The organism is Bradyrhizobium sp. Ken64 (genome assembly GCF_055807555.1).
The window spans coordinates 187,957-210,414 of the sequence record NZ_JBVVPA010000004.1 but is presented as its reverse complement, the minus strand read 5'-3'; the positions used below and the strand labels follow the sequence as shown (position 1 = coordinate 210,414).

The 22,458-nt window shown below is 63.5% G+C and carries 19 protein-coding genes and 1 pseudogene; 9 read left to right on the top strand and 11 right to left on the bottom strand.

Going from position 1 to position 22,458, the window contains the following annotated elements:
- Positions 1 to 551: 551 nt before the first annotated feature.
- Positions 552 to 1,283: a transglutaminase-like cysteine peptidase gene (locus AC0L2F_RS09185; protein WP_473248176.1), complete on the top strand. Its 732-nt coding sequence runs from the start codon at positions 552 to 554 to the stop codon at positions 1,281 to 1,283.
- A 213-nt stretch (positions 1,284 to 1,496) separates the two neighbouring features.
- Positions 1,497 to 2,636 carry a lysozyme inhibitor LprI family protein gene (locus AC0L2F_RS09180; RefSeq protein ID WP_473248175.1) on the top strand — a complete coding sequence of 380 codons (1,140 nt, stop codon included), beginning with the start codon at positions 1,497 to 1,499 and terminating at the stop codon, positions 2,634 to 2,636.
- Positions 2,637 to 2,833: 197 nt separating this feature from the next.
- Here the strand turns inward: AC0L2F_RS09180 and AC0L2F_RS09175 are convergent, their stop codons facing one another.
- The 6 genes from AC0L2F_RS09175 to AC0L2F_RS09150 all read right to left on the bottom strand — a co-directional run bounded on the left by AC0L2F_RS09175 (position 2,834) and on the right by AC0L2F_RS09150 (position 9,670).
- Positions 2,834 to 4,033 (bottom strand): ABC transporter substrate-binding protein, encoded by a 1,200-nt coding sequence (locus AC0L2F_RS09175; RefSeq protein ID WP_063994589.1) that lies wholly within the window; start codon positions 4,031 to 4,033, stop codon positions 2,834 to 2,836.
- A gap of 79 nt (positions 4,034 to 4,112) precedes the next feature.
- The gene (locus AC0L2F_RS09170; protein ID WP_473248174.1) at positions 4,113 to 5,951 is read right to left on the bottom strand and encodes an AMP-dependent synthetase/ligase; all 1,839 of its coding nucleotides are present in this window, start codon (positions 5,949 to 5,951) and stop codon (positions 4,113 to 4,115) included.
- Between the two features lie 139 nt (positions 5,952 to 6,090).
- Positions 6,091 to 6,879, bottom strand: a complete 789-nt coding sequence (locus AC0L2F_RS09165; protein WP_473248289.1) for an ABC transporter ATP-binding protein — start codon at positions 6,877 to 6,879, stop codon at positions 6,091 to 6,093.
- Between the two features lie 4 nt (positions 6,880 to 6,883).
- Positions 6,884 to 7,642 (bottom strand): ABC transporter ATP-binding protein, encoded by a 759-nt coding sequence (locus AC0L2F_RS09160; protein ID WP_007605148.1) that lies wholly within the window; start codon positions 7,640 to 7,642, stop codon positions 6,884 to 6,886.
- Positions 7,639 to 8,790, bottom strand: a complete 1,152-nt coding sequence (locus AC0L2F_RS09155) for a branched-chain amino acid ABC transporter permease (RefSeq protein WP_473248173.1) — start codon at positions 8,788 to 8,790, stop codon at positions 7,639 to 7,641. Before AC0L2F_RS09155 ends, AC0L2F_RS09160 begins: the two co-directional genes overlap by 4 nt.
- 4 nt (positions 8,791 to 8,794) lie before the next feature.
- Positions 8,795 to 9,670 (bottom strand): branched-chain amino acid ABC transporter permease, encoded by an 876-nt coding sequence (locus AC0L2F_RS09150; RefSeq protein WP_007605146.1) that lies wholly within the window; start codon positions 9,668 to 9,670, stop codon positions 8,795 to 8,797.
- 263 nt (positions 9,671 to 9,933) lie between these two features.
- Between AC0L2F_RS09150 and AC0L2F_RS09145 the strand changes: the two genes are divergently transcribed.
- From AC0L2F_RS09145 to AC0L2F_RS09125, 5 genes and pseudogenes are all read left to right on the top strand, one after another.
- Positions 9,934 to 10,683, top strand: a complete 750-nt coding sequence (locus AC0L2F_RS09145) for an ABC transporter ATP-binding protein (protein ID WP_063996784.1) — start codon at positions 9,934 to 9,936, stop codon at positions 10,681 to 10,683.
- Positions 10,680 to 12,247 (top strand): annotated as a pseudogene (locus AC0L2F_RS09140) (permease). The gene AC0L2F_RS09145 and the pseudogene AC0L2F_RS09140 overlap by 4 nt, the downstream one beginning before the upstream one ends.
- A gap of 68 nt (positions 12,248 to 12,315) precedes the next feature.
- Positions 12,316 to 13,128 carry an MBL fold metallo-hydrolase gene (locus AC0L2F_RS09135; protein WP_473248172.1) on the top strand — a complete coding sequence of 271 codons (813 nt, stop codon included), beginning with the start codon at positions 12,316 to 12,318 and terminating at the stop codon, positions 13,126 to 13,128.
- Positions 13,129 to 13,193: 65 nt separating this feature from the next.
- Positions 13,194 to 13,715, top strand: a complete 522-nt coding sequence (locus tag AC0L2F_RS09130) for a hypothetical protein (protein ID WP_473248171.1) — start codon at positions 13,194 to 13,196, stop codon at positions 13,713 to 13,715.
- A gap of 117 nt (positions 13,716 to 13,832) precedes the next feature.
- Entirely contained in the window at positions 13,833 to 14,882 is a 1,050-nt protein-coding gene (locus tag AC0L2F_RS09125) for an amidohydrolase family protein (protein WP_473248170.1), read from the top strand.
- A 97-nt stretch (positions 14,883 to 14,979) separates the two neighbouring features.
- On the opposite strand, the gene AC0L2F_RS09120 is transcribed toward AC0L2F_RS09125, so the two are convergent.
- The gene (locus tag AC0L2F_RS09120) at positions 14,980 to 15,435 is read right to left on the bottom strand and encodes a cupin domain-containing protein (protein WP_473248169.1); all 456 of its coding nucleotides are present in this window, start codon (positions 15,433 to 15,435) and stop codon (positions 14,980 to 14,982) included.
- Positions 15,436 to 15,670: 235 nt separating this feature from the next.
- Between AC0L2F_RS09120 and AC0L2F_RS09115 the strand changes: the two genes are divergently transcribed.
- Positions 15,671 to 16,225 (top strand): hypothetical protein, encoded by a 555-nt coding sequence (locus tag AC0L2F_RS09115; RefSeq protein WP_473248168.1) that lies wholly within the window; start codon positions 15,671 to 15,673, stop codon positions 16,223 to 16,225.
- A 155-nt stretch (positions 16,226 to 16,380) separates the two neighbouring features.
- Here the strand turns inward: AC0L2F_RS09115 and AC0L2F_RS09110 are convergent, their stop codons facing one another.
- Positions 16,381 to 17,637 (bottom strand): aminopeptidase, encoded by a 1,257-nt coding sequence (locus AC0L2F_RS09110; RefSeq protein ID WP_063994582.1) that lies wholly within the window; start codon positions 17,635 to 17,637, stop codon positions 16,381 to 16,383.
- Positions 17,638 to 17,750: 113 nt separating this feature from the next.
- Positions 17,751 to 19,112 carry a 3-carboxy-cis,cis-muconate cycloisomerase gene (gene pcaB / locus AC0L2F_RS09105; protein WP_473248167.1) on the bottom strand — a complete coding sequence of 454 codons (1,362 nt, stop codon included), beginning with the start codon at positions 19,110 to 19,112 and terminating at the stop codon, positions 17,751 to 17,753.
- 274 nt (positions 19,113 to 19,386) lie between these two features.
- Between pcaB and AC0L2F_RS09100 the strand changes: the two genes are divergently transcribed.
- Complete coding sequence (locus AC0L2F_RS09100) at positions 19,387 to 20,946, top strand: winged helix-turn-helix domain-containing tetratricopeptide repeat protein (protein WP_007605134.1); 1,560 nt, start codon at positions 19,387 to 19,389, stop codon at positions 20,944 to 20,946.
- A 44-nt stretch (positions 20,947 to 20,990) separates the two neighbouring features.
- On the opposite strand, the gene AC0L2F_RS09095 is transcribed toward AC0L2F_RS09100, so the two are convergent.
- Together AC0L2F_RS09095 and mddA are read right to left on the bottom strand one after the other, a co-directional pair.
- Complete coding sequence (locus tag AC0L2F_RS09095) at positions 20,991 to 21,413, bottom strand: GFA family protein (protein WP_007605133.1); 423 nt, start codon at positions 21,411 to 21,413, stop codon at positions 20,991 to 20,993.
- 226 nt (positions 21,414 to 21,639) lie between these two features.
- Positions 21,640 to 22,425 (bottom strand): methanethiol S-methyltransferase, encoded by a 786-nt coding sequence (gene mddA / locus AC0L2F_RS09090; protein ID WP_063994579.1) that lies wholly within the window; start codon positions 22,423 to 22,425, stop codon positions 21,640 to 21,642.
- Positions 22,426 to 22,458 lie beyond the last annotated feature (33 nt).

The window sequence follows — 22,458 nt, the reverse complement described above, 5'->3', positions numbered from 1 at the left end:
GTCCTTAGCGAAACCACCTATTGCTTGTGTGATTTGGCATCACCAAGCAGTCGATGCTCTCAGGTGGCTGGGCGTCCGCAGAGAAGCCGAAGTAATTTCTCAAATACTCATAAGTAATGTGGCGATTATTTTCGCTCATTTTCAGTAACCCAATGTATTCCATTGTAGAAATCCCACAATAGATACTTCTGTCATCTTTTGTTCGTGGTGCCCCGCACCACACTGCGGCAAATACGGAGCCAAATCTGTGATCCAACTAACAGAACTCGCGAAATAGCGACCCGTTAGCCATAAGGCGCAGAATCAGTTCCACGACAACTTCTGCCTGCAATTGGTCCTTCCTCGCGGCAGCTGCCGCCCTCCTAGCCGGCGAATCGTAAAATTTTACGCAATTTGAGCAGGCCCGTTTCAGCCTGTTGCCCGGTTTTGGGACCCCAGCCGGGCGCGTTAAGCAGAACAAAACCGCCTGCCTCCCACTATCTCCGCGAAAGCAACAAAGCCCGGCACGTGCAGGTCGAGGGGGACCTGGCGAAGCTGGAAGGGGATGTCAGATGGAGACCGCTGCTCGTTCGCGCGCTTGGCGCGCAATCCTTGTGCTGTGCGGATTGATCCTGTTCGGATCGGCCGCCGAGCTTCGCGCTGGCACGCTGCTGTCACCGGGAGCCGGCGTCCTCGTGCGCAAATCCGCCGAGCCGTTCGGCGTGTTCGCCTTCGCCATCTCCGCCGGCAGCCTGCAGCAGAAATGGCTCGCGTTGAGGTCCAGGCTCGACGATGACATGGTACAGCTCGCGCTGTGCGACGGCGACCGGGACAATTGCGCATCGCCTGCGGCACTCAAGCTGCTCGCCATCGTCGACCAAGCCCGCGCCCGCGACGGCCGCGCTCTGCTGGGCGAAACCAATCGCGCCATTAACCTCGCCATCCGTGCGGCCGACGATGGCTCTGACGACGTCTGGAGCTCGCCGCTCGCGACTTTCGCGCGTGGCGCCGGGGATTGCGAGGACTATGCCATTGCCAAGCTCGCCGCCCTTAAGCTCGCGGGCGTTGCCGCCGAAGATCTCCGCATCGTTGTCGTACGCGACATCCGTGCCGGCGAAGAGCATGCGGTTGCCGCTGCACGGCTCGACGGCCACTGGCTGATGCTCGACAACCGCCGCATGGCAATGGTTGAGGACGACGCCGCACGGAGCTACCAGCCGTTGTTCGTGCTCTACCAGTCGGCCGTGATGAAATATGTCGACGAACCCGTGCGGTTCTCGATGATCGCCGCCGACGCGCATTGATTTTCTTGTAGCCCGGATGGCGCCACCGGGTCGGCGCACAGCGCCGCCCGATGACGGGCTCCGCGAAATCCGGGGCTGTCGCCTGTCGCACGAATCCCGGATTGCGCTGCGCTCCATCCGGGCTACCAGTATAAAGTACGGCTTGCCCACAAACCCATTTCGCCGCGCGATCCGGGACGCTAGCATGGCCGCAGCTATGCGGGGGCGACTGGAATGCGGTTCATCGTGCTGACTATGCTTGCGCTGCTGGCCTCGCCGGCGGCGCCACGTTTCACGCAATCCAGCTTCGCGCAATCCGGCCCGTCCGACCGCTCCGTCGCAGACAGGCTGCCGCTGTTCGCCAGGAACAACTGCCAGCAGATCCGCGATCCCGGCAATCAATTGTTCTGCGGTGATGCCGAGCTCGCCGCCGCCGCCGAGAGGCTGAGCACGGGAATCGAGGCGCGGCTTGCCCGCCTGCCCGATCGCCTGCCTGGGATCGAGGAGAACGCGATCTGGATTCGCCAGCGCAACCTCGGTTGCGGCATCGTCAGCCAGACCGCGATCCGCGCCGACGATTTCGACCGCGTGAAGGCATGTCTTCTCAAGGTGACCGATGAGCGCGCCGCGATCGTGCGCGATCCGGATTTCGATTGTCTCGCGGCCAACACCGCCGCGGGCGCGCTGATCTGTGCGGACCCGTCGCTGGCGCTTGCCGAGACCGAGTTGAACAGCCAGGTCCTCGGCCTGATCCGCAAGCTCGATCCGACCGCGGCACGCTTTGCCTTCGCCGAATATGGCCGGTGGACGCGGGAGCGCGACCGCAAATGCAATCTGGTCGGCAAGGAGAACGTGCCGCTCGGGGAGCTCGAGTCCGCGGAGGACTGTCTCGCCGGTTATCTGAAGCACAAGGCCGACGAGATCGGCGCGGCGAAAGGCGATCCGAAGAAGGTGTTCGGCCGGCAGGTCACAGCCCGCGCTCCCGACACCGATGCCGTCGACTTCTGCGCCGCGCGAATCCACGCGGCCAATTCCTGCGGCAACTTCCTCCGCATCAACCGCGTCTACGCACTCGACAGCCAGGTGGGCGAGCAGGAGGCGCTAGTCACGGGCGAGATCGAGATGGCCGTGCTGGCGCCCTTCGCCACCTGCAGCAAGATCGCCACGACGTGCACGGGCACCTGCTGGGACGCCAGAACGGGTCGTCCGCAGCCTGGTGTCGGCAACAAGGAGCGCTCCGCAGACGCCTTCAACGTCACACGCCGCCTGCGGATCCAGCGCACGTTTGCGTTTGTCAAAGCCGCCGATGGCTGGCGCTGCCGGGAAGACGAGTTGGCCCCGGTGAATTCAGGCACCGCGGGCGGGGGATCGTAGATTCTATCTCGGTGTGTCGCGCCTTCTCCCTTCTCCCCTTGCGGGAGAAGGTGGCGCGAAGCGCCGGATGAGAGGTTGTCTCCGCGAGTTCTATCGAGAGAGATTCACGCCCGGAGAGAACCCCTCACCCGGCTTCGCTCACGCGAAGCCTCCCTCTCCCACAAGGGGAGAGGGTGCAGCGCGCGGGCGGCAAGCGATCAAAACATCAGATTGTCCTTCACCAGCACCCAGCGGCCGCCCTTGACCTGCTGCACCTGGGTGATGGTGTTGGCGAGGTGGTCGGTCTTGGAGAATTTGGTCGGCGGCGAGTTGAAGATGTCGAGGAACTTGTCGCCCGATTCCAGCGCGTCCAGCATCTTCTGGCCGGTCAGATCCTTGCCTGCCTTGTTGGCGTAGAACGCGAACGTCATCACCGCGTTGTAGCCGATGATGGCCTGCGTGTTGGCGTCGGTGCTGAACATCTTCTTGTAATTGACCAACCAGTCTTTCACCTTGCCCTTTGCGGTGTCCTCGTAGGGGATCTCGAATCCGGACGCCGCATAGAGCCCTTCGACGGCCTCCTTGCCGAGCATGGGCACCTCCATCACGTTGGTTGGCGTCGCGCCGAGAAAGGTGACATCCCAGCCGAGCTTCTTGGCTTCCGTCATCGCACCGATGGGCTCACGGAGCACAGCGCCGAGCACGACGAGGTCGCAGCTGTCGGACTTCATCTTGGCGATCTGCGCGCTGAAGTCGGAGGCACCGCGCTTGTAGCTCGTGATCGAGGCCGGCTGGACCTTCATGGCAGTGAGCTGCTGGTTGAAGCCGTCGAGCACGTTCTTCCCGTACTCGTCGTCCTGATGCATGATGCAGGGCTTCTTGAAGTTCTTCCACTCCATCATGTATTTCAGCGCCGCCCGCGTGCTCTCGACATAGGGCAGCAGATTGTTGAACTTCAGCCGCTCCTGCGGCTTGGCGGGATCGAACTTGAACGTGAACTCCGCTGCCGTCAGCGGGAACAGCTGAAGCACGCCGGCGTCGAGCAGGATATCCTGCGCCGCCAGGACGGTCGGCGAGCCCATTGCCCCCACCATCGCGAAGATCTTGTCGCGCTCGATCAGCTTCTGCGATGCGAGCACGGCCTTCTTCGGATCGTAGCCGCTGTCCTCGACGACAAGCCGAATCTTTCGCCCCTGGACGCCGCCGGCGGCATTGATCTCCTCGACCGCCATCTTCATGCCGTTCGAGACCGGCACGCCCCAGCCTTTGATCGGCCCCGACAAATCTTGATGGGTGCCGATGACGATCTCGGAGGCCGAGATGCCTTCATTGGTGACCTTGGTTTGCGCGACGGCCGGCAAACAGGTGAGCACCACCGCGCCTGCCGCAAAGCCGAACGTTCTCAACGATCTCGACATTGACGTCTCCTCTCCTTGGGGCCCCTATGGTGCGAAGGGTGGGGCCATCACTCCTTCGCTGTTGTTCAAACAAGATTGTTCAAGCCACCGCCCGCGCCGGGTACATCGCGTCGATTTCGGCGGCGTAACGCTTGTTCACGAAGCCGCGCTTCAGTTTCATGGTCGGCGTCAGCTCCTCGTCCTCCGGAGTGAGCTGGCGTTCGATCAGATAGAATCTCTTGATGGTCTCGACACGGGCGAAATTGGCGTTGACCGCTTCGATCTCGCGCCAGATCAGGTCCTGGATCTCCGTCGCGCGGCACAGGCTGGCATAATTGGTGAAGGGGATGTCGTGGTCCTGCGCGAATTTCTCGACATTCTCCTGGTCGATCATCACAAGGCAGGTGAGGTATGGCCGCTTGTCGCCGATCACCACGGAGTCCGAGATGTAGGGCGAGAATTTCAGCTGATTCTCGATCTCGGACGGCGTGACGTTCTTGCCGCCGGAGGTGATGATGATGTCCTTCATCCGGTCGGTGATACGGACGAAGCCCTCATTGTCGATGGTGCCGACGTCGCCGGTGTGCAGCCAGCCACGATGGTCGATGGTCTCAGCTGTCCTCTCCGGCTGGTTCAGATAGCCCATGAACAGGAAGTCGCCCCTGATCAGGATCTCCCCCTCGGGCGACAGCGCGACCTCGCCCCAGGACACCGCCTTGCCGACCGAGCCGAGCTTGATCCGCTCCGCCGGCATCATGGTGGCGACGCCGCAATTCTCGGTTTGGCCGTAGACCTCGTGGATGTCGATGCCGAGCGCGAGAAACCAGCGGATCAGCTCCGGTGCGATCGGCGCCGCGCCGGTGAAGGCGATGAGGCAACGGTCGAGCCCGATCATGCGGCGAATGTTGCGGAATGCGAGCCGATAAGCGATGCCGTTCGCGATCCGCAACGACAGCGGCGGCGGTTTCCCTTCGATCCTGTAATCGACCATGCGATAGCCGACGTCGATGGCGCGCCGGTAGACCCATCGCTGCAGCGGGGTCGCGTCCTTCAGCGCGATGGTGATGGCGGAATAGAATTTTTCCCAGATGCGCGGCACCGCGAGGAAGATGGTCGGCTGCACCTCGCGCAGATTGTCCGGCACCGTCTCAGGACTCTCGGCAAAATTCATCACCGAGCCGAGCGCGACCGAGATGTAATAACCGCCGATCCGTTCGGCGACGTGGCAGAGCGGCAGGAAGATCAGCCGGTCCTCATCCTCGCGCGCCGGAATGAAATCGTTAGCGTGCCGCATCTGGTGCGTGACGCTGCGATTGGCGTGCATCGCGCCCTTGGGCGGACCCGTGGTGCCGGATGTATAGACGAGGACCGCGAGGTCGCTCGCGCTGCGACTGTCGACCATCTCCTGCCACAGCGTCTCGCGGCCGGCCATGTGGTTGCGCCCGAGCGCGCGGAACTCATCGAGTGACATCACCATGTCGTCGGAGAAGCCGCTGAGGCCCTCCATGTCGAACACGATGATCTTTCGCAGAGACGGACAGCGTGCGCGGCAGGCCAGGACCTTGTCGAGTTGCTCCTCGTCTTCGGCGAAGATCACTTTGGTCCGGGAATCGTTGACGAGATATTCGACCTGGGATGAGGCATCGGTCGGATAGATCCCGGAAGAGACGCCGCCGGCGCACAGAATGCCCATGTCGACATGGACCCATTCCGGCACGGCGTTGGCGATGATGGAAGCGACGTCGCCGGGCCTGAAGCCGATGGCGTGCAGCGCGTAGGCGACCTCCTTCGAGATCTCCAGCCATTCGCGCCAGCTGGTCGGCTGCCAGATCCCGAATTTCTTCTCGCGTATAGCCGGCCTGTCGCCCCGCGTCTCCGCGGCGCGCAAAAAGCTCTTCGCGATCGTATCTGCGACCGTCAGCACCGCCGGTCGGGCCATGCACGTCTCCTCCTTGTCGCGCTCCCCTCCGCTGCCTGCCTTGCCGGCGGTCTAGTGTTGCGGACGGGTCTCCAGATCTAACGCCAAGTCTTCCTTCAGCGCCAAGTCTTCCTTCAATTCAAAGTCTTCCTTCAATTCCTTAGCGCCAAGTCTTCTTCTTTTTCCAGCGCCGCTCGCCTCGTGCGCCCGCCTCCTTGGCGCCAAGGTAGAATTCCTGGATGTCCTTCGAATGCATCAAGCGGTCGCAGCTGTCGTTCATCACGATCCGGCCGATCTCCAGCACATAACCATAATGCGCCGTCTCCAGCGCCACTTTGGCGTTCTGCTCGACCAGCAGGATCGACATGCCCTGCTCCTCGTTGACCCGACGGATGATGGCGAAGATCTCCTTCACCAGGATCGGCGACAGCCCGAGCGAGGGCTCGTCGAGCAGCAACAGCGTCGGCCGGTTCATCAGCGCGCGGCCGATCGCGAGCATCTGCTGCTCGCCGCCGGAAAGCTGTCCGGCCGGCTGGTTGATGCGCTCCTTCAGCCGCGGGAAATAGCCGTAGACGCGCTCCAGATCGTCCGCAACTCCGTTACGATCCTTGCGCGGATAGGCGCCCATCATCAGGTTCTCGCGCACGGAGAGGAACGGGAACACCTCGCGTCCCTCGGGCACGTGGCTAAGGCCGAGCCGCACGATCTTGTCCGCCTCCATGCGCTGGATCGACTTGCCCATGAACTCGATGGCGCCCTTCTGCGGATCGAGAATGCCCGAGATCGTCTTCAGCACCGTGGTCTTGCCGGCGCCGTTGGCACCCAGCAGCGTGACGATGCGGCCGCGCGGCACTTCGAGCGAGATGCCGCGAATCGCCATGATCGGCCCGTAATAGCTCTCGATGTTGGAGAGTTTCAGGATGATGTCCGGCGTCATCACGGCATCCATTGCGTCAGGCTCCCAGATAGGCGGCGACGACATCGGGATGCTCTTGCACTTCGGCAGGCGAGCCCATCGCTAGCACCCTGCCGTAGTTCAGCGCGATGACGCGGTCGGAGACGCGGTTGACCAGCGACATGTCGTGCTCGACCATGAGCACGGTGACGCCGAGCTCGCTCTTCAGGTCGCGGATCCAGAACGACATGTCGTCGGTCTCCTCCACGTTGAGGCCCGAGGACGGTTCGTCGAGCAGGATCAGCTTCGGCTCCGAGCACAGCGCGCGCGCCAGCTCGATCACCTTGCGCACGCCGTAAGGCAGACCCGAGATCAGCTTGTCGCGGTAGGGCTCGAGATCGAGGAATTCGATGACCTGCTCGACCCTGCGTCGATGCAGCTTCTCGTCGGCCCGTACGCCTGGCAGGAACAACAGCTCCTGCCAAAGCTGCGTGGTCGAATGCCGGTGGCGGCCGACCAGCAGGTTCGACAACACCGTCGCGTTCTCGAACAGCTCGATGTTCTGGAACGTGCGGGCGATGCCGAGCCTTGCGATGTCATGGGGCGGCTGCTCCGTGATGTCCTGATCCTCGAAGAAGATGCGGCCCGAGGTCGGCCGGTAGATCCGCGAAATCAGGTTGAAAATCGAACTCTTGCCGGCGCCGTTCGGCCCGATGATCGAGAGGATCTCACCCCTCTCGACCGCGAACGACACCGCATCGACGGCCTTCAGCCCGCCGAAATGCAGCGACAAACTCTCGGCGCGAAAATAGCTCATCGGTTGCGCTCCGACTTCACGTAGATCTTCTGCCGCTTGAAGGTAGCGCGCTTGTAGAGCGGGAACAGCTGGAAGAAGAGTTTGATCTTGAGCCAGCGGCCGTAAAGCCCGAGCGGCTCGAACAGCACGAACAATACGATGATGATGCCGTAGATCGCGCCTTTCAGGCCGTTGAGCGAGGCAAAGGCCGCGACCTTGGACTGGACATTGGCTGCGGTTTGCGTGCCCGCTCCGAAGGTCGCTGCAATGCCGGCGATGATGCCGGGCAGGTCGTCCTTGAGATAGGTCAGGAACGGATCAATCATCACGATGAAGATCGCCCCCAGCACCGCGCCGTGCAGGCTGAAGGTGCCGCCGATCAGGATTACGATGATGAACTCGATCGAGAGCTGGAGCGTGAACATCTCCGGCGAGATGAACGAGAGCTTGTGCGCGAACAGGACGCCGGCGAAGCCAGTGATCGCCGCGGAGATCGCAAAGGACTTCACCTTGTACAGCGCGACATTGACGCCCATGCTGCGCGCGGCGGTCTCGCTGTCGCGGATCGCGACGAAGGCGCGCCCCGTGGGCGAGCGCAACAGGTTGAGCGTGCCGACGATGGTCAGCACCAGCACGGCGAGGCAGAGGAAATAGAAGGTCGGGCTGTCGCGCGAGACTGTGACCCCAAACAGCGACACCGCCTTGATTCGCATGCCCTCGTTGCCGTTGGTGACGCTCTCCCAACGTGCCAGAATCTCCTCGACGATGAAGGCGAAGGAGATGGTGGCGATGACGAGATAGATGCCTTGCAGCCGCAGCGCGGGGAAGCCGACCAGCGCACCGATCAGCCCGGTCAGGAACCCGGCGGCGAGAAAGTAGACCGGAAACGGCACACCATATTTCTGCAAATAGGCCGCCGTATATGCACCGATCGCGAGAAACGCCGCATGCCCGAGCGAGGCCTGCCCAGTGAAACCCGTCAAGATCAACAGCGCCACGCCGACGGTCGCATAGATGCAGACGAAGACGAGCTGGCTCATCAGATAGCTGGAGAGCACATAGGGCGCGATCAGCAGCACGGCCAGCAGGAGACCGTATGAGACGTAATAGCCCGAATGCGGAAACAGCCTGATGTCGTCCTCGTAGTCGGTCTTGAACAGGAAGCGCATGCGTTCAGACCTTCTTGCGGACGTGAAGGCCGAACAGGCCTTCGGGCTTGAGCAAGAGCACGGCGAGCAGCACGATGTAGGGCGCGACGTCCTTCCAGCCCTCGGCCAGATAGAAGCCGGCCATGCTCTCGATGACGCCGATCAGGACGCCGCCGACGACGGCGCCGGGGATCGAGCCGAAGCCGCCGAGCACGGCGGCCGGAAACGCCTTCAGGCCCAGCACCAGACCGACATTGGAATGGATGAAGGTGATCGGCGCCAGCAGCACGCCGGCGCAGGTCGCAACCGCCGCGCTGATCGCCCACACGATCGACACCACGCGCTTGACCGGGATGCCCATGTAATAGGCGGCCAGCATGTTCTCGGAACTGGCGCGCATCGCGGTGCCGAGCGTGGTCTTGTTGAAGAACAGCCAGAGCAGCGCGCAGAGGATGACCGTCGCCGCGATTACCGAGAGCTTGTCATGGGCGAGCACCAGCGAACCGATGCGCAGCACGCCCTGGCTGAACGGCGTGTCGATCTTGAAATCGTCGGTGCCCCAGATCATGCCGGAGACCGAGCGCAGGAAATAGCCGAGCCCGATGGTGGCCATGATGATGGAGAATTGCGGATAGCCGAGGATCGGCCGCACCACCACGCGCTCGGCCAGCATGCCGAACAGCGCCATCGCCGCCACCGCGCCGGCAAAGCCGACCCAGTAGTTCAGCCCCATCATGCCGATGAAGGTGAAGGCAAAGAAGCCGCCCAGCATCATCAGATCGCCCTGGGCGAAATTGACGACCTCGGTGGCCTTGTAGACAAGCACGAAGCCGAGTGCGATCAGGCCGTAGACGCAGCCGAGCGCAACACCGCTGACCAGCTGCTGAACGAAATCCAGCATCGTCGCGCATCCTCCCGATACAACTGGCGGTTCTTCATGACCGCCTTGCCGCATCTTGTGTTCAGTCGCTACGCAGTCGTTTCGCTGCGCTCGCGCCATTCGTCCCTTCGCCAATTCAGCCTGAACCGCCAAGCGCTGTCAACAAACGGTGACTTGCCATTAGTCCAATCCGGATGACGGAATTTACGGCAGCGCGATTCACGGTGCCGAAACATCTTCGGGGCATGGTCGCGAGCGATGCAAAACCGCAAGGTGTGGCCGTGATGAAGCGGGACGACTCGGCGCTCGAAGTCCTGGGGTTAACGAAGTGTTTTGACCGTCTGGCGGTCGATAACCTCGATCTCACCATCCATGCCGGCGAATTCTATGCGCTGGTCGGCCCCAACGGCGCCGGCAAGACCACCACTTTGCGCATGGTTGCAGGCCTTTTACGGCCCGATGCCGGCGCGGTCTCCATCTTCGGCGTCGATGCGCTCCAAAATCCCGTCGCCGCCAAGCAGGTGATGGCATGGGTCTCCGACGAACCCATGATCTACGACAAGCTCACGCCGCTCGAATATCTCGAATTCGTGGCCGGTCTGTGGGGCATCGCACCATCGGCCTCGGAACCGGTTGCCGCGGAGCTCCTGAACTCGCTTGGGCTCGAACCGCACCGGCACGAACGCTGCGAGGGCTTTTCCAAGGGCATGCGCCAGAAGGTCGCCCTCGCCGGCGCACTGGTGCACGATCCCCGCCTCATCATCCTCGACGAGCCGCTCACGGGACTGGACGCCGTCTCCGCCCGCCACGTCAAGGGACTCCTCAGCGAGCGCGTCCGCGCCGGCTGCACCGTCATCATGACCACGCATATCCTCGAGGTCGCCGAACGCATGGCCGACCGCATCGGCGTGATCGCAGCCGGCCGCCTGGTTGCCGAGGGCACGCTGACCGAGCTGCGCCAGCAAAACGGGCACGCCGATACCAGTCTGGAAGATCTCTTCATCGCGCTGGTGACGCTCCAGGAAGCCGCATGAGCTCGGCCACCGCGCTGTCCTGGTTCGCCCGCCACGAGCTCCGGCTCGCCTGGCGCGAATGGCTCGCCATGATGACCGGCGGGCGGCGCAAACGAACGCGTGCCGCGGTGATCGGCCTGCTGTTCTTCGCGGCCCTCCTGCACGTGCCGGCCTGGGCTGTGATCGGCCGCTTCGCCGACCTGCAATTGCCGCTCGACAAATCCTCGCTGATCGTGATCTCGGCGACGATTTTTCTCGCCTGGACGCTGATGCTGTCGCAGGCGATCGAATCGGTGACCCGGGTGTTTTACGCACGCGCCGATCTCGACCTCATCATGTCCTCACCCGCGACGCTGGCCAATCTGTTCTCGGTGCGCATCGCTGCGATCGCGCTCGCCATCACGGTGATGGCGCTGCTCTTCTCGACGCCCTTCATCGACGTGCTCGTATTCGGGGGCGGCGCGCGCTGGCTCGCAGCGTTCGGCGTCGTCGTCGCGATGGGCCTGTCGGCCGCAGCGATCGCGATCGCCGTCACCATCCTGCTGTTCCGCCTGATCGGTCCGGCGCGGACACGGTTCGTCGCCCAGATCCTCGCCGCCATCATCGGCGCCGGCTTCGTGATCGCGCTCCAGGTGGCCGCAATCATATCCTACGGCACGCTGTCGCGCTTCACCATCCTGACCTCGGGCACGATCGCCAACTACGCGCCCGATGCCGATAGCATCTGGTGGTGGCCGGCGCGGGCGGCGATGGGCGACGCCGAAGCGCTGCTGCTGCTCCTGGCGCTCGGGCTCGTGCTGCTCGGAAGCGTCATGGCGATCTTCTCGGGCCGCTTTGCGGACACGGCGATCGATGCCGCCGCCTATGCCGCGTCCGGCCGTCGCAGCGCGAAGGAGCGCCCGTTCCGCGGCGGATCGCGGCAGCATGCCCTGCGGCGCAAGGAATTTTCGCTGCTCTGGCGCGATCCCTGGCTGATCTCGCAGACGCTGATGCAGCTGCTCTATCTGGTGCCGCCGGCGTTGCTGCTCTGGCGCAACTTTGCCGACAGCTCCGCGGCGCTGACGCTGATCACGCCCGTCATCGTCATGGCGGCGGGACAACTCGCCGGCGGGCTTGCCTGGCTGACGATCTCGGGCGAGGACGCGCCCGACCTGGTTGCGACCGCGCCGCTGACGCCGTCCAGCGTCATCCGCGCCAAGATCGAGGTGGTGCTGATCGCGATCGCCGTGATCTTCTGCCCGCTGATCGCGGCGGTAGCTTTCGCCTCGGCGTTCCAGGCCGCGGTCAGCGCCGGTGCGGTCATCGTCAGCGCGGCCTCCGCGACCGCAATTCAGCTCTGGTTCCGGGTGCAGGCCCGGCGCAGCCAATTCCGCCGCCGCCAGACCTCGTCGCGGCTTGCGACCTTCGCCGAGGCGTTCTCCTCGATCGGCTGGGCTGCCAGCGCCGCGCTGGTGCTCACGCTGCCCATCGTCGGTCTCGTCAGCGGCCTGATCACCGCGGGCCTCGTCGCCATCACCTGGAAGTTCAGCCCGCGGCGGGAGTGATAAAGGGCCGGCGTGAGGGTGCGACACTGACGCGCTGTTGATCGCGCGTCGTTGGCCACGCGCTGCATTGCACGCTAGACTTTCCCCTGAAGTCATCGGGGATGGATTCATGCGACGACTGGTTTCGGCGGCTCTGGCGCTGTTCGGCGCATTCCTCTCGCCTGCCCTCGCCCAACAGCCACAACGCAGCGAATGCCTGGCGATGGCGAATGCGGCGCCGCGCCTCATGTCGGTCGCGTTCAGGCAGGCGGCGGCCGCGCCCGAGGTCGAGATTACCTATGCCGGCCATTCCACCTATTTCATCGACACGCCCGGCGGCTTGCGCATCGCCACCGACTATAGCGGGGCCTACCAGGTGGGCCGGCTGCCCGATGTCGTCACCATGAACCGGGCCCACAGCACGCACTATTCTCTATATCCCGACAAGCGCATTCCTCGTGTGCTGCATGGCTGGGGCGAGGACGGCAAGCCGGCCATCGTGTCGGAGCGCATCGGCGACACCTTCATCCGCAATGTCACCACCGACATCCGCCGCTATTTCGGCGACGATTCCGGCGCCGACATGATCCGCGACGGCAATTCGATCTTCATTTTCGAGGTCGCGGGCCTCTGCATCGGCCATCTCGGCCATCTTCACCACAAGCTCGACGACAGCCACTTTGCCCAGATCGGACGGCTCGACATCGTGATGGTGCCGATCGACGGCACCTACACCATGTCGCTCGACGGCGTCTCCGAGATCACCAAGCGGCTGCGCGCCTCGGTCGTGCTGCCGATGCACCGCTTCGCCACCCCGCTCGACGATTTCATGCAACGCATCGGCCAGCAGTTCGAGATCGACCGGCGCATGGAACGAAGTTTCCGGATGTCGAGAGACACGCTGCCGTCGAAGCCGACGGTGATCATCCTCGACGGCGTCTGACGCGCAATTTTCTCCAAGTCGGCTGCCCGCCGGTCGTGCTGATCTCCTCGCAACAGGAGATCGACATGACCGACTTTGCGAGATTATTGCACGCGGACGCACCGAACCCCGAGCACGCGGCGGCGCTCCAGCTTTACGGCCGCTTCGTCGGCGATTGGGACGCCGAGATCACCGCCCACGGAGCCGATGGAACGAAACACACCGCGCCCGGCGAAATCCATTTTGGCTGGGTGCTGGAGGGCCGCGCCGTCCAGGACGTCTGGATCATTCCGCGCCCGGCCGGCAGCCCGGCCTTGCCGATCGCCGGCAATTGGTACGGCACGACGCTGCGGGTCTACGATCCGACCATCGATGCATGGCGGATTTCCTGGTTTGATCCCGGCCGCCGCATATTCCGCCAGCAGATCGGCCGTCCACGCGATGCCGACATCGTGCAGGAAGGCACGACCGAAGCCGGCGACCTGACGCGCTGGAGTTTTACGGAGATCACCGAGGATTTCTTCCACTGGCTCGGCGAGGTCAAGCCGACCAGCGCAACCGATTGGCGGCTGATGGTCGATGTGAGGGCGAAGCGGCGCAAGGGATGACGACGGCGCCGCTGTGCCCGCGATGACGGGTGCGGTTGCGCAACGCGCGCTGCTGCGTGCGAGGACGAGGTGCTAGGCTCCCCAAACAAGAAGCGTACGTAAAGGGAGTGCACGCCGATGGCTGCAAGCGGTCTGCCCGCCAACACGAGCGGGCTATTCGCCGAGCCGCGCGAGGACTGGCTCGCGCTGCATCAGGAGGAGATCATCGATCCCGCGCGGCCGATCGTCGATCCCCATCACCATCTCTGGGATCGCGGGCACCGCTACCTGATCGAGGAGATGGCGGCCGATGTCGCCTCAGGCCACAACGTCATCGCCACCGTCTATGTCGACTGCCGCTCGATGTATCGCGCGCACGGACCCGAGGCGTTCCGGCCGGTCGGTGAGGTCGAGTTCGCCAACGGCGTCGCCGCGATGAGCGCCAGCGGCGGCTACGGCAGGGCCGCGATCTGCGCCGGCATCGTCAGCCACGTCAATCTGCTGCTCGGCGATGCCGCAAAACCGGTGCTGGAGGCCGAGATCGCGGCGGGCAACGGTCGCTTCCGCGGCATCCGGCATTCCTCGGCCTGGGACCAGGATCCTGCTGTCGCCGGCATGTATGCGAGCCGGCCGCAGGGATTGCTGCAGGACCCGGCCTTCCGCAAGGGCTTCGCCTGTCTGGCGCCGCTGAACCTGAGCTTCGACGCCTGGCTGTTCCATCCGCAGATCGGCGAGCTGACCGAGCTCGCCCGCGCATTTCCCGACACCAGGATCGTGCTCGACCATTGCGGCGGACCGGCCGGAATCGGGCGCTTTGCCGGGCGACGCGAGGAGGTGTTTCCGCAATGGCGCGCCTCGATCCAGGAGATTGCCAAATGCGAGAACGTGGTGGTGAAGCTCGGCGGGCTCGCGATGTGCCTGCTCGGCTACGACTTCCATTTGCGCGAGAGGCCGCCGTCATCCGAGCAGCTTGCCGCCGCGTGGCGGCCCTACGTCGAAACCTGCATCGAGGCGTTTGGACCCAAGCGCGCGATGTTCGAGAGCAATTTCCCGCCGGACAATGGCCAGTGCAGCTACCAGGTGATCTTCAACGCCTTCAAGCGTATCGCGGCGCCCTTGAGCGAGACCGAGAAGACGGCGTTGTTCTCGCAAACCGCGAGCAATTTCTACCGGCTCGATTTGCCTTAAAAAGGCTTGCCGTCATGACGAGAACAGGGGCCGGGAAGTTGATCCCGGCCCCTGTTCCGTCGTGACCGCTGGGAAGCGTCGTAGAACTGTTTGAACTCTAATTAGCGCCCATCAGCGAGGCCGGACGGCGCTCGCCGGTGGAGACGAAGATCTTCTTGAGCTTGTTGACGACGCGGATCAGGAAGCCGATCATCACGGGATTGGTCTTGCGGCAGAACGCGATCTTCTTGACGTGGCCTTCGACATGCCATTTGGCGTGCGCGCCGTCGCGGAAGAAGATGACGTCCCCTGGGCCGTAGCGCTTCGGCGGCATCCCGTCGCTTTCGAGCACGATCGACCCTTCCATGATCATGATCGTCTCGTCGATGTCGTAGTACCAGTTGAAGCGGCCTTCGGTGCAGGCCCAGATGATGGTCGAAGCGGTGCCGTCGGCGCTGGTGGATAGGATGTGCGAGCGCGACACCGGATTGCCTTCAATGATCCAGGACGGTTCGATCGGCCGCAGCTCGAGGTCTACATTGCAATTACTGATTTCAATCAACGCGCGCGACATCTGCTCCCCCAGGGGATAAAATATGATCCGCCGGGTCTCGGCCCGGATTGTTCAAAGATGCCGGGAACGCTAGTAGCCGGTTTTTAATTCTTTCTTACGCGGGGCCCGACAATCAGCCGCAAGTTGCAGACGCGAAACGGTTAACGTCGCGAATCCCCTGCAATTTCGTGCACATGAACCCTTCTTTTCCGGGGTGCGACAAAGTGCGCGAAGCTATCTGAAAGGAGCCATGCCGATGCCCCTCACCCCGGAGGTTCTCGCAGCTGAAGGCGAGGTCGTGGCCTGGCTCGGCAGCCTTGATGTCTCCTTCGCAACCGACGAGGAGCCCTGGTTCACCGTCGACGGCATCGAAAGCCCCCGGCAGATCGGCAGTGACGGCTCCGGCGGCGCGCTCGTGCTGCTGCCCTCCCAGAACGTGCTCTACGTTTCGTCGGAAGGCCGCGCGGGAATCATCGCGGAGAGTTTCGAGGCTTTCGTCCAGCTCGTTGTGGCGCGCCCCTATTGGCTCGACATCCTCAAATTTTCCGCCGGCGGCGACCTTCATGAGATGCGGCGGGCGGCGGAGGCGCTGGAGGCGACACTCGAGGACGAGGACGACGTCAACGAGGCCCGCGAGGAAATCCGCAAGGGCCTCGACCTGCCTGAAGCGAATGATCCGGTCGGTGCGCTCTACGACGCGGTGGCGACCTCCGACGCCGTCGTGCGGGCCACCGACGGCAGCCCGTTCACGACGCTGTTCAACCGCTTCAGCATCGACAACAACCCGATGCTGCGCAATGCGGCGGCGTAAGAGGTGCCTTGAGGATACTTGCTCGGCCTGCATGGTTCGAGACGCGCCGTAACCGGCGCTCCTCACCATGAGGATCCAAGATGCCCAACGAATCAAGACCTCATCCTGAGGAGCCCGCCAGCGCGGGCGTCTCGAAGGATGGACAGCAAGACGCGCTACTTCGCCCATTCGCCCTTGCGAAACACCGGCACTTTGCTGCCGTCGGCCAGAATGCCGTCGATGTCGGTCTCGGCCGAGCCGATCATCCAGTCGATATGGATCAGGCTCTGATTGCCGCCTTGCGCCGCGATCTGCTGCGGCGTGAGCTGGGCACCGTTGACGAAGCACTTCGAATAGCACTGGCCAAGCGCGATGTGCGAGGCCGCGTTCTCGTCGAACAGCGTGTTGTAGAACAACAGCCCGCTCTGCGAGATCGGCGAGGAATGCGGCACCAGCGCCACTTCGCCGAGACGCCGCGCGCCCTCGTCGGTGTCCAGCACCTTGTTGAGCACCTCCTCGCCGCGCGAAGCCTTCGCGTCCACGATCCTGCCGTCCTCGAAACGCACCGCGATGTTGTCGATCAGCGTGCCCTGGTAGGACAGCGGCTTCGAGCTCACAACATGGCCGTAGACGCGCCGGCAATGCGGCGTGGTGAAGACCTCTTCGGTCGGGATATTGGCGTTGCAGCTGATGCCGTTCTTGGACAGCGAGGCACCGCCCTCCCATTCATGGCCGTCGGCGAGGCCGATCGTGAGGTCGGTGCCCGGTCCCGAGTACTGGAGCGCGCGGAAACGCTGGCCGTTGAGCCAGTTGGTGCGCTCGCGCAGCACCGCGTTGTGGCTCGCCCAATTGGCCGGTGCGTCGTCGCGATCGACGCGGGACGCCGCGAAGATCGCGTCCGCCAGCTTGCCGATCGCGACCTCTTCAGGATCGTTCGGAAAGACTTGCTTCGCCCAGGACGGGCTCGGATAGGCAATGATGTTCCAGTTGGTATCGAAATTGACGATCTTTTCCAGCGCCGGCTGATAGGCCATGGAATTGGCCTTGCTGGCGCGCGCGACCTTGGAAGCATCTTCGCCCGAGAGCAGCATCGGATTGTCGCCGACGATGGCGAGACGGGCGGTGTTGTTCGAGAACGCCTTGGCCATGCCCTCATAGAGCCAGTTGGCGGCGCGATCGAAGCTGTCGTCGTGGCCGTGGCGATAGCGCGCCAGCGTCATCTCTTCGTCGGAGAGAATGGGCGTCACGATGCCGGCGCCGGCCTTGTAGGCATGCACGGCAATCCGCCGCACCAGCGGCAACGCGATCGCAGGTGCCGTCAAGAGCAGATCCTGGCCCGGCCGCAAGCCCAGGCCCACCTTCACCGCCACCTCGGCCAGCCGGTCGAGCTTCACGGGATCGATGGGAGTGGAGGTGATGCGTTGATCAGTCATGCCGGGTCCTCTGCCGAACGTCTCTTGCTCAATTTAAGTCTAGCATCGCGGGACACAAGTGCGCGAGTGCCTTGCGACACCCCAAAGATACGCAGTTTCGCGCATTTTGGTTTTCAACGTGTTGCCGATTTCAGCACCCGGTCGACCATGGCGGGAGCAAGGCCGAGGTAATTTTTCGGTGATGTCAGCGCCTCGATCGTGGCACGGTCGATTCTGACAGAGACGCGGGAATCGGACGACAGCGCGTCCGCCAGTGTCAGGCCGTTCTCATTGGCGAGCCGGCAGGCGTCGTAGACCACGTCATGGGCCTCCTGCCGCCCGATCTCAGGCGCGAGCCCCATCATGACGGCTTCGGCCACGATCAGACCGCGGCTGACGGCCAGATTCTCGTTCATCTTGCTTTCGTCGACGATGAGGCCGGCGAGCGCGAACTTCGCCTGATGCAACGCGCCGGCGGTCAGCACGAAGCTCTCGGGGATCGCCATCCATTCGGCGTGCCAGGGCCCGGTGGCGCGCTCGAAATCCTGCACCATGGCATCCAGCATGAGGCCGGCGTGCTGGCGCACCGCCTTGGACGCCGTAAGCATCAGTTCCGAGGAGATCGGGTTGCGCTTCTGAGGCATGGTCGAGGAAGCACCGCGTCCCTTGACGAAGGGCTCGTAGACCTCGGCGAATTCGGTCGAGGCCATGATCATGATGTCGAGCGCGATCTTGCCGAGCGAGCCGGTGACGAGCGCCAGGAAATTCACGGCCTCGGCAAAACCGTCGCGTGCGACATGCCAGGTCGAGGCGGGAACGCCAAGCTTCAGTTCGGCGCAGAGCGCTTCCTGCACCTCGAACCCCTTGTCGCCGAGCGAGGCCAGCGTGCCGGCGGCGCCGGCGAACTGGCCGACCAGGACGCGCGGCTTCAATTCACGGATCCGCTCGGCATGGCGGTCGAACATCGCGAGCCAGATCGCTGTCTTGTAGCCGAAGGTGACCGGCAACGCCTGCTGAAGATGGGTGCGGCCCGCCATCGGCGTGTCACGGTAGCGCTTCGAGAGGTCGGCGAGGATTGTTCGCAGCGCGGCGATGTCCTGTTCGACGATCTCGAGCCCGGCGCGCAGTTGCAGCACCACGGCGGTGTCCATGATGTCCTGCGTGGTCGCACCCCAATGCACATAGCGGCCGGCATCGCCGCATTGCTTCACCATCTGATGCACCAGCGGCAGGATCGGATAGCCGACGACATCGGTCTCCTGCCGCAACAGGTCGAAATCCAGTGCGGCAGCGTCGGTCCGAGCCGCTATCTGATCGGCGGCATCCTGCGGAATCACCCCGCACTTCGCTTCCGCCTTCGCCAGTGCCACCTCGACCTCGGCATAGCGCGCGACCGTCGCGATATCGGAAAACACCTCCCGCATCTGGGGCGTGCCGAAGGCATCGCGGAACAACATGGAATCCAGCACGGTGGTCGAGGCATGAAAAGCGGGCATGGGCGTTTCTTCGTGGTTGGTGTTTTGTGCGAGGGCAGCTTACGCACACGGAACTGTTCGGCAATGGACATTCACTATTCGTCAGGTTTTCAGACGTCCAAACTGTCGCCCCGTCATGTTCTTACCCGGGCTGCATTCCTCCCCATAAATCGCATGCCTGCCATCACTCGATCGTGGTGAACCGGACAGGCCCTCCGGCGCACTCACAGAGATCAGCCGAAATCCGTTTGCTTTCATCATTGCCCGATATTGCCTTGAGGTCTGAGTTTTCGCCGTGCAGTTTCTGTTCCGGGATCACCTGCTCGATACCGACTTGCGCGAGCTGAGCCGCGAGCAGGTTCCCGTTGCCGTGGAGCCGCAGGTCTTCGATCTCGTCGTCCACCTCATGGAGAACCGCGATCGGGTGGTCAGCAAGGACGAGCTCATCGACAAGATCTGGCACGGGCGCAGCGTCTCCGAATCCACCCTGACCAGCCGGATCAATGCGGCACGCAAGGCGGTCGGCGACACCGGCGCGAGCCAGGCACTGATCCGCACCATCTCACGCAAGGGTTTTCGTTTCGTCGGCGACGTCGAGACCAAGCGGGGGGCAACCGCGCCGGAATCCGATTTCGGAGCGAAGCTTCTACAGGCCTCTCTGCAGCTACCGGACCGGCCGGCGATCGCGGTGCTGCCCTTCACCAACATGAGCGGCGACCTCGAGCAGGATTATTTCTCCGACGGGATCAGCGAGGACATCATCACCGCGCTGTCGAAGCTGCGCTGGTTCTTCGTCATCGCGCGCAACTCCTCCTTCGTCTACAAAGGCCGCGCCGTGCACATGCACGAGGTCGCGCGCGAGCTCGGCGTGCGCTACGTGCTCGAAGGCAGTGTGCGGCGGAGTGGCGATCGCGTGCGCATCTCCGCGCAGCTCAACGACGTCTCGACCGGCAGCCATCTCTGGGCCGAACGATACGACCGCGAGCTCGCCGACATCTTCGCGGTGCAGGACGAGATCACCGAGGCGATCGTCGCCGCGATCGAGCCGCAGCTCTATACCGCCGAGAGTTTTCGCGCCCAGCAGAAGCCGCCGGGAAGCCTGGATGCCTGGGACCTCGTGATGCGTGCATTGTCGCATTACTGGCGCATCACCCGCGAGGACAATGCCGCCGCGCAAGGACTGCTCGAGAAGGCCGTCGCGCTCGATCCCGCCTATGGCAAGGCGCTCGGCCTGCTCGCGACCAGCCACATCTTCGGCGCGCATATGGGCTGGTCCGACATGGCCGCGACCGTGCCGGTGGCCGAGCGCGCCGCGCTCGCGGCGGTGGAGGCCGATCGTGAGGATGCCTGGGCCCATCACGGCCTGGCATACACTTATCTATTCCGTCGCCGCTTCGACGACGCACTGGCGGAATTCGAGCTGGCGCTGAACCTCAATCCGAACTTTGCGATGGCGCACGCCTTCTACGGCGTGACGCTGTGCTACGCCGGACGATGGCAGAACGGCGATGTCGCGGCGCGCCGCGCGCTGCGGCTGAGCCCGCGCGACCCGCTCGCCGCGATCTATTGCGGCGTCGCGGCCTATGCCCGGTTCATCGGCCGCGACTACGAAGGCGCCGCACAGATGGCGCGCGAGTCGATGCGGCAGCGCGCCGATTTCGTCGGCGCGCATCGCGTGCTGACGGCCGCTGCCGGAATGTCAGGGGATCCCGCGCGCGCGGCTTCCGCCCTGGAAGGCTTGCGCCGCGCCCAGCCCGGCATCTCGCTGGCCTGGATCACGCGTGAGCTGCCGATGCTGCGGGACGAGGATCGCGAGCATTACCTCGAAGGATTGCGGCGCGCGGGGATGAGGTAGCGAATTTTCTCCTCTCCCGCTTGCGGGAGAGGAGATGGGGGCCGCTACTCCTGCATCATCTCGCCGCTGCCGCCGAACTCGGCCGGGAAATCCTTGAGCTTGGGCAGGCCGTCGCGCATGGGCAGCACCGTCTCGGCGTAGTTGACGTGGACGCCGGGCGCAAACGCGAGCGTGGGGATGGTGGCAGTGAAGACGTCGACCAGGCCGAGCGGCGGATGGTTGGTCATGAGATGACCGCCACACTTCTTGCAATATTTGCGCTGGCTGAGCGGCGTCTTCGCAAAGGTCTCGACATTCTGAGCACCTTCGGTGATGCGCACGGCCTCGGGCTTCCACAGACTGAAGGCGTTCACCGGACCGCCCGACCACGAGCGGCACGAGCTGCAATGGCAATAGCCCATCGCTTCCGGCGCGCCTGTGACCTCGATCGTGATCGCGCCACAGAAGCAGTTTCCAACATGTTTCATTAGGTCGTCTCCGTTGATGATTGTTTAGATTCCTCTCCCCGCTCCTGTTTGCCGATAACTCGGCAAAACGAATGCGGGGTCGCGACGAGCTTCGCTCGCGCAGGTAACGTCGGGGTGAGGGGATCACCCCGAGAAGCGTTGAAGGTTGCGTCCGGCAAGCTCCGATACGCGCCTCGGCGCCGCCGCGCATCCTCCTTTCGGCGGACGCGACGGAAAGACGCGCAAGCTATACCGACTTGCGCCAGGGAATAAGCATCGACACCCGTTGTTTGTACTGCCGGTACTCGTCGCCGAAGAGATCGATGAGATCGTGCTCCTCCAGCGCGATGCCAACGAAGATGTAGAGCGTGGTCACGGCGGCGAACAGCAGATGGCCCGCGGTCATGACCGGCGCCGCCCAGAACGCGATGATGAAGCCGAGATAGATCGGATGACGGACGAATTTGTAGAGCAGCGGCGTCTTGAATCGCGGCGGCGACGCTTCCTTGCCGACGAGATGATTGGTCACCTGATGCAATCCGAACAGCTCGAAATGATTGATGATGAAGGTCGAGGTAAACACCAGGACCCAGCCTACCAGCGACAGCGTGACGATCGTCACAGCAAGATCCGGGTTCGCGACCTCCCATATGACCGTGGGCAGCGGGCGCCACTGCCAGAACAGGAGGAGCAATGACAGGCTCGCAAACAGCACATAGGTGCTGCGCTCGACCGGCTTGGGGACGTACTGCGTCCACCAGGCCTTGAATTGCCGCCGCGCCATCACGCTGTGCTGGACCGCAAACAGGGCCATCAGGAGCAGATTGATGATGACGGCCTCGGCCACGGGCGTGTCGGTCCCGGTGTCGATGGTCTTCGGCACCACCAGCCCCATGACGAAGCCGATGGCGTAGAGAATGGTGACGAAAAACACGAGATACGCCGCAATTCCGTACAGAAAGGCGATGAACTTGAAAATGCGTGAGCCCGCAACGGGGGCGATAGGATGAACCTGATGATCAATTTGGGTCATAAGCAGCTCCGTTGTGCCAAAACGCCGGCACTT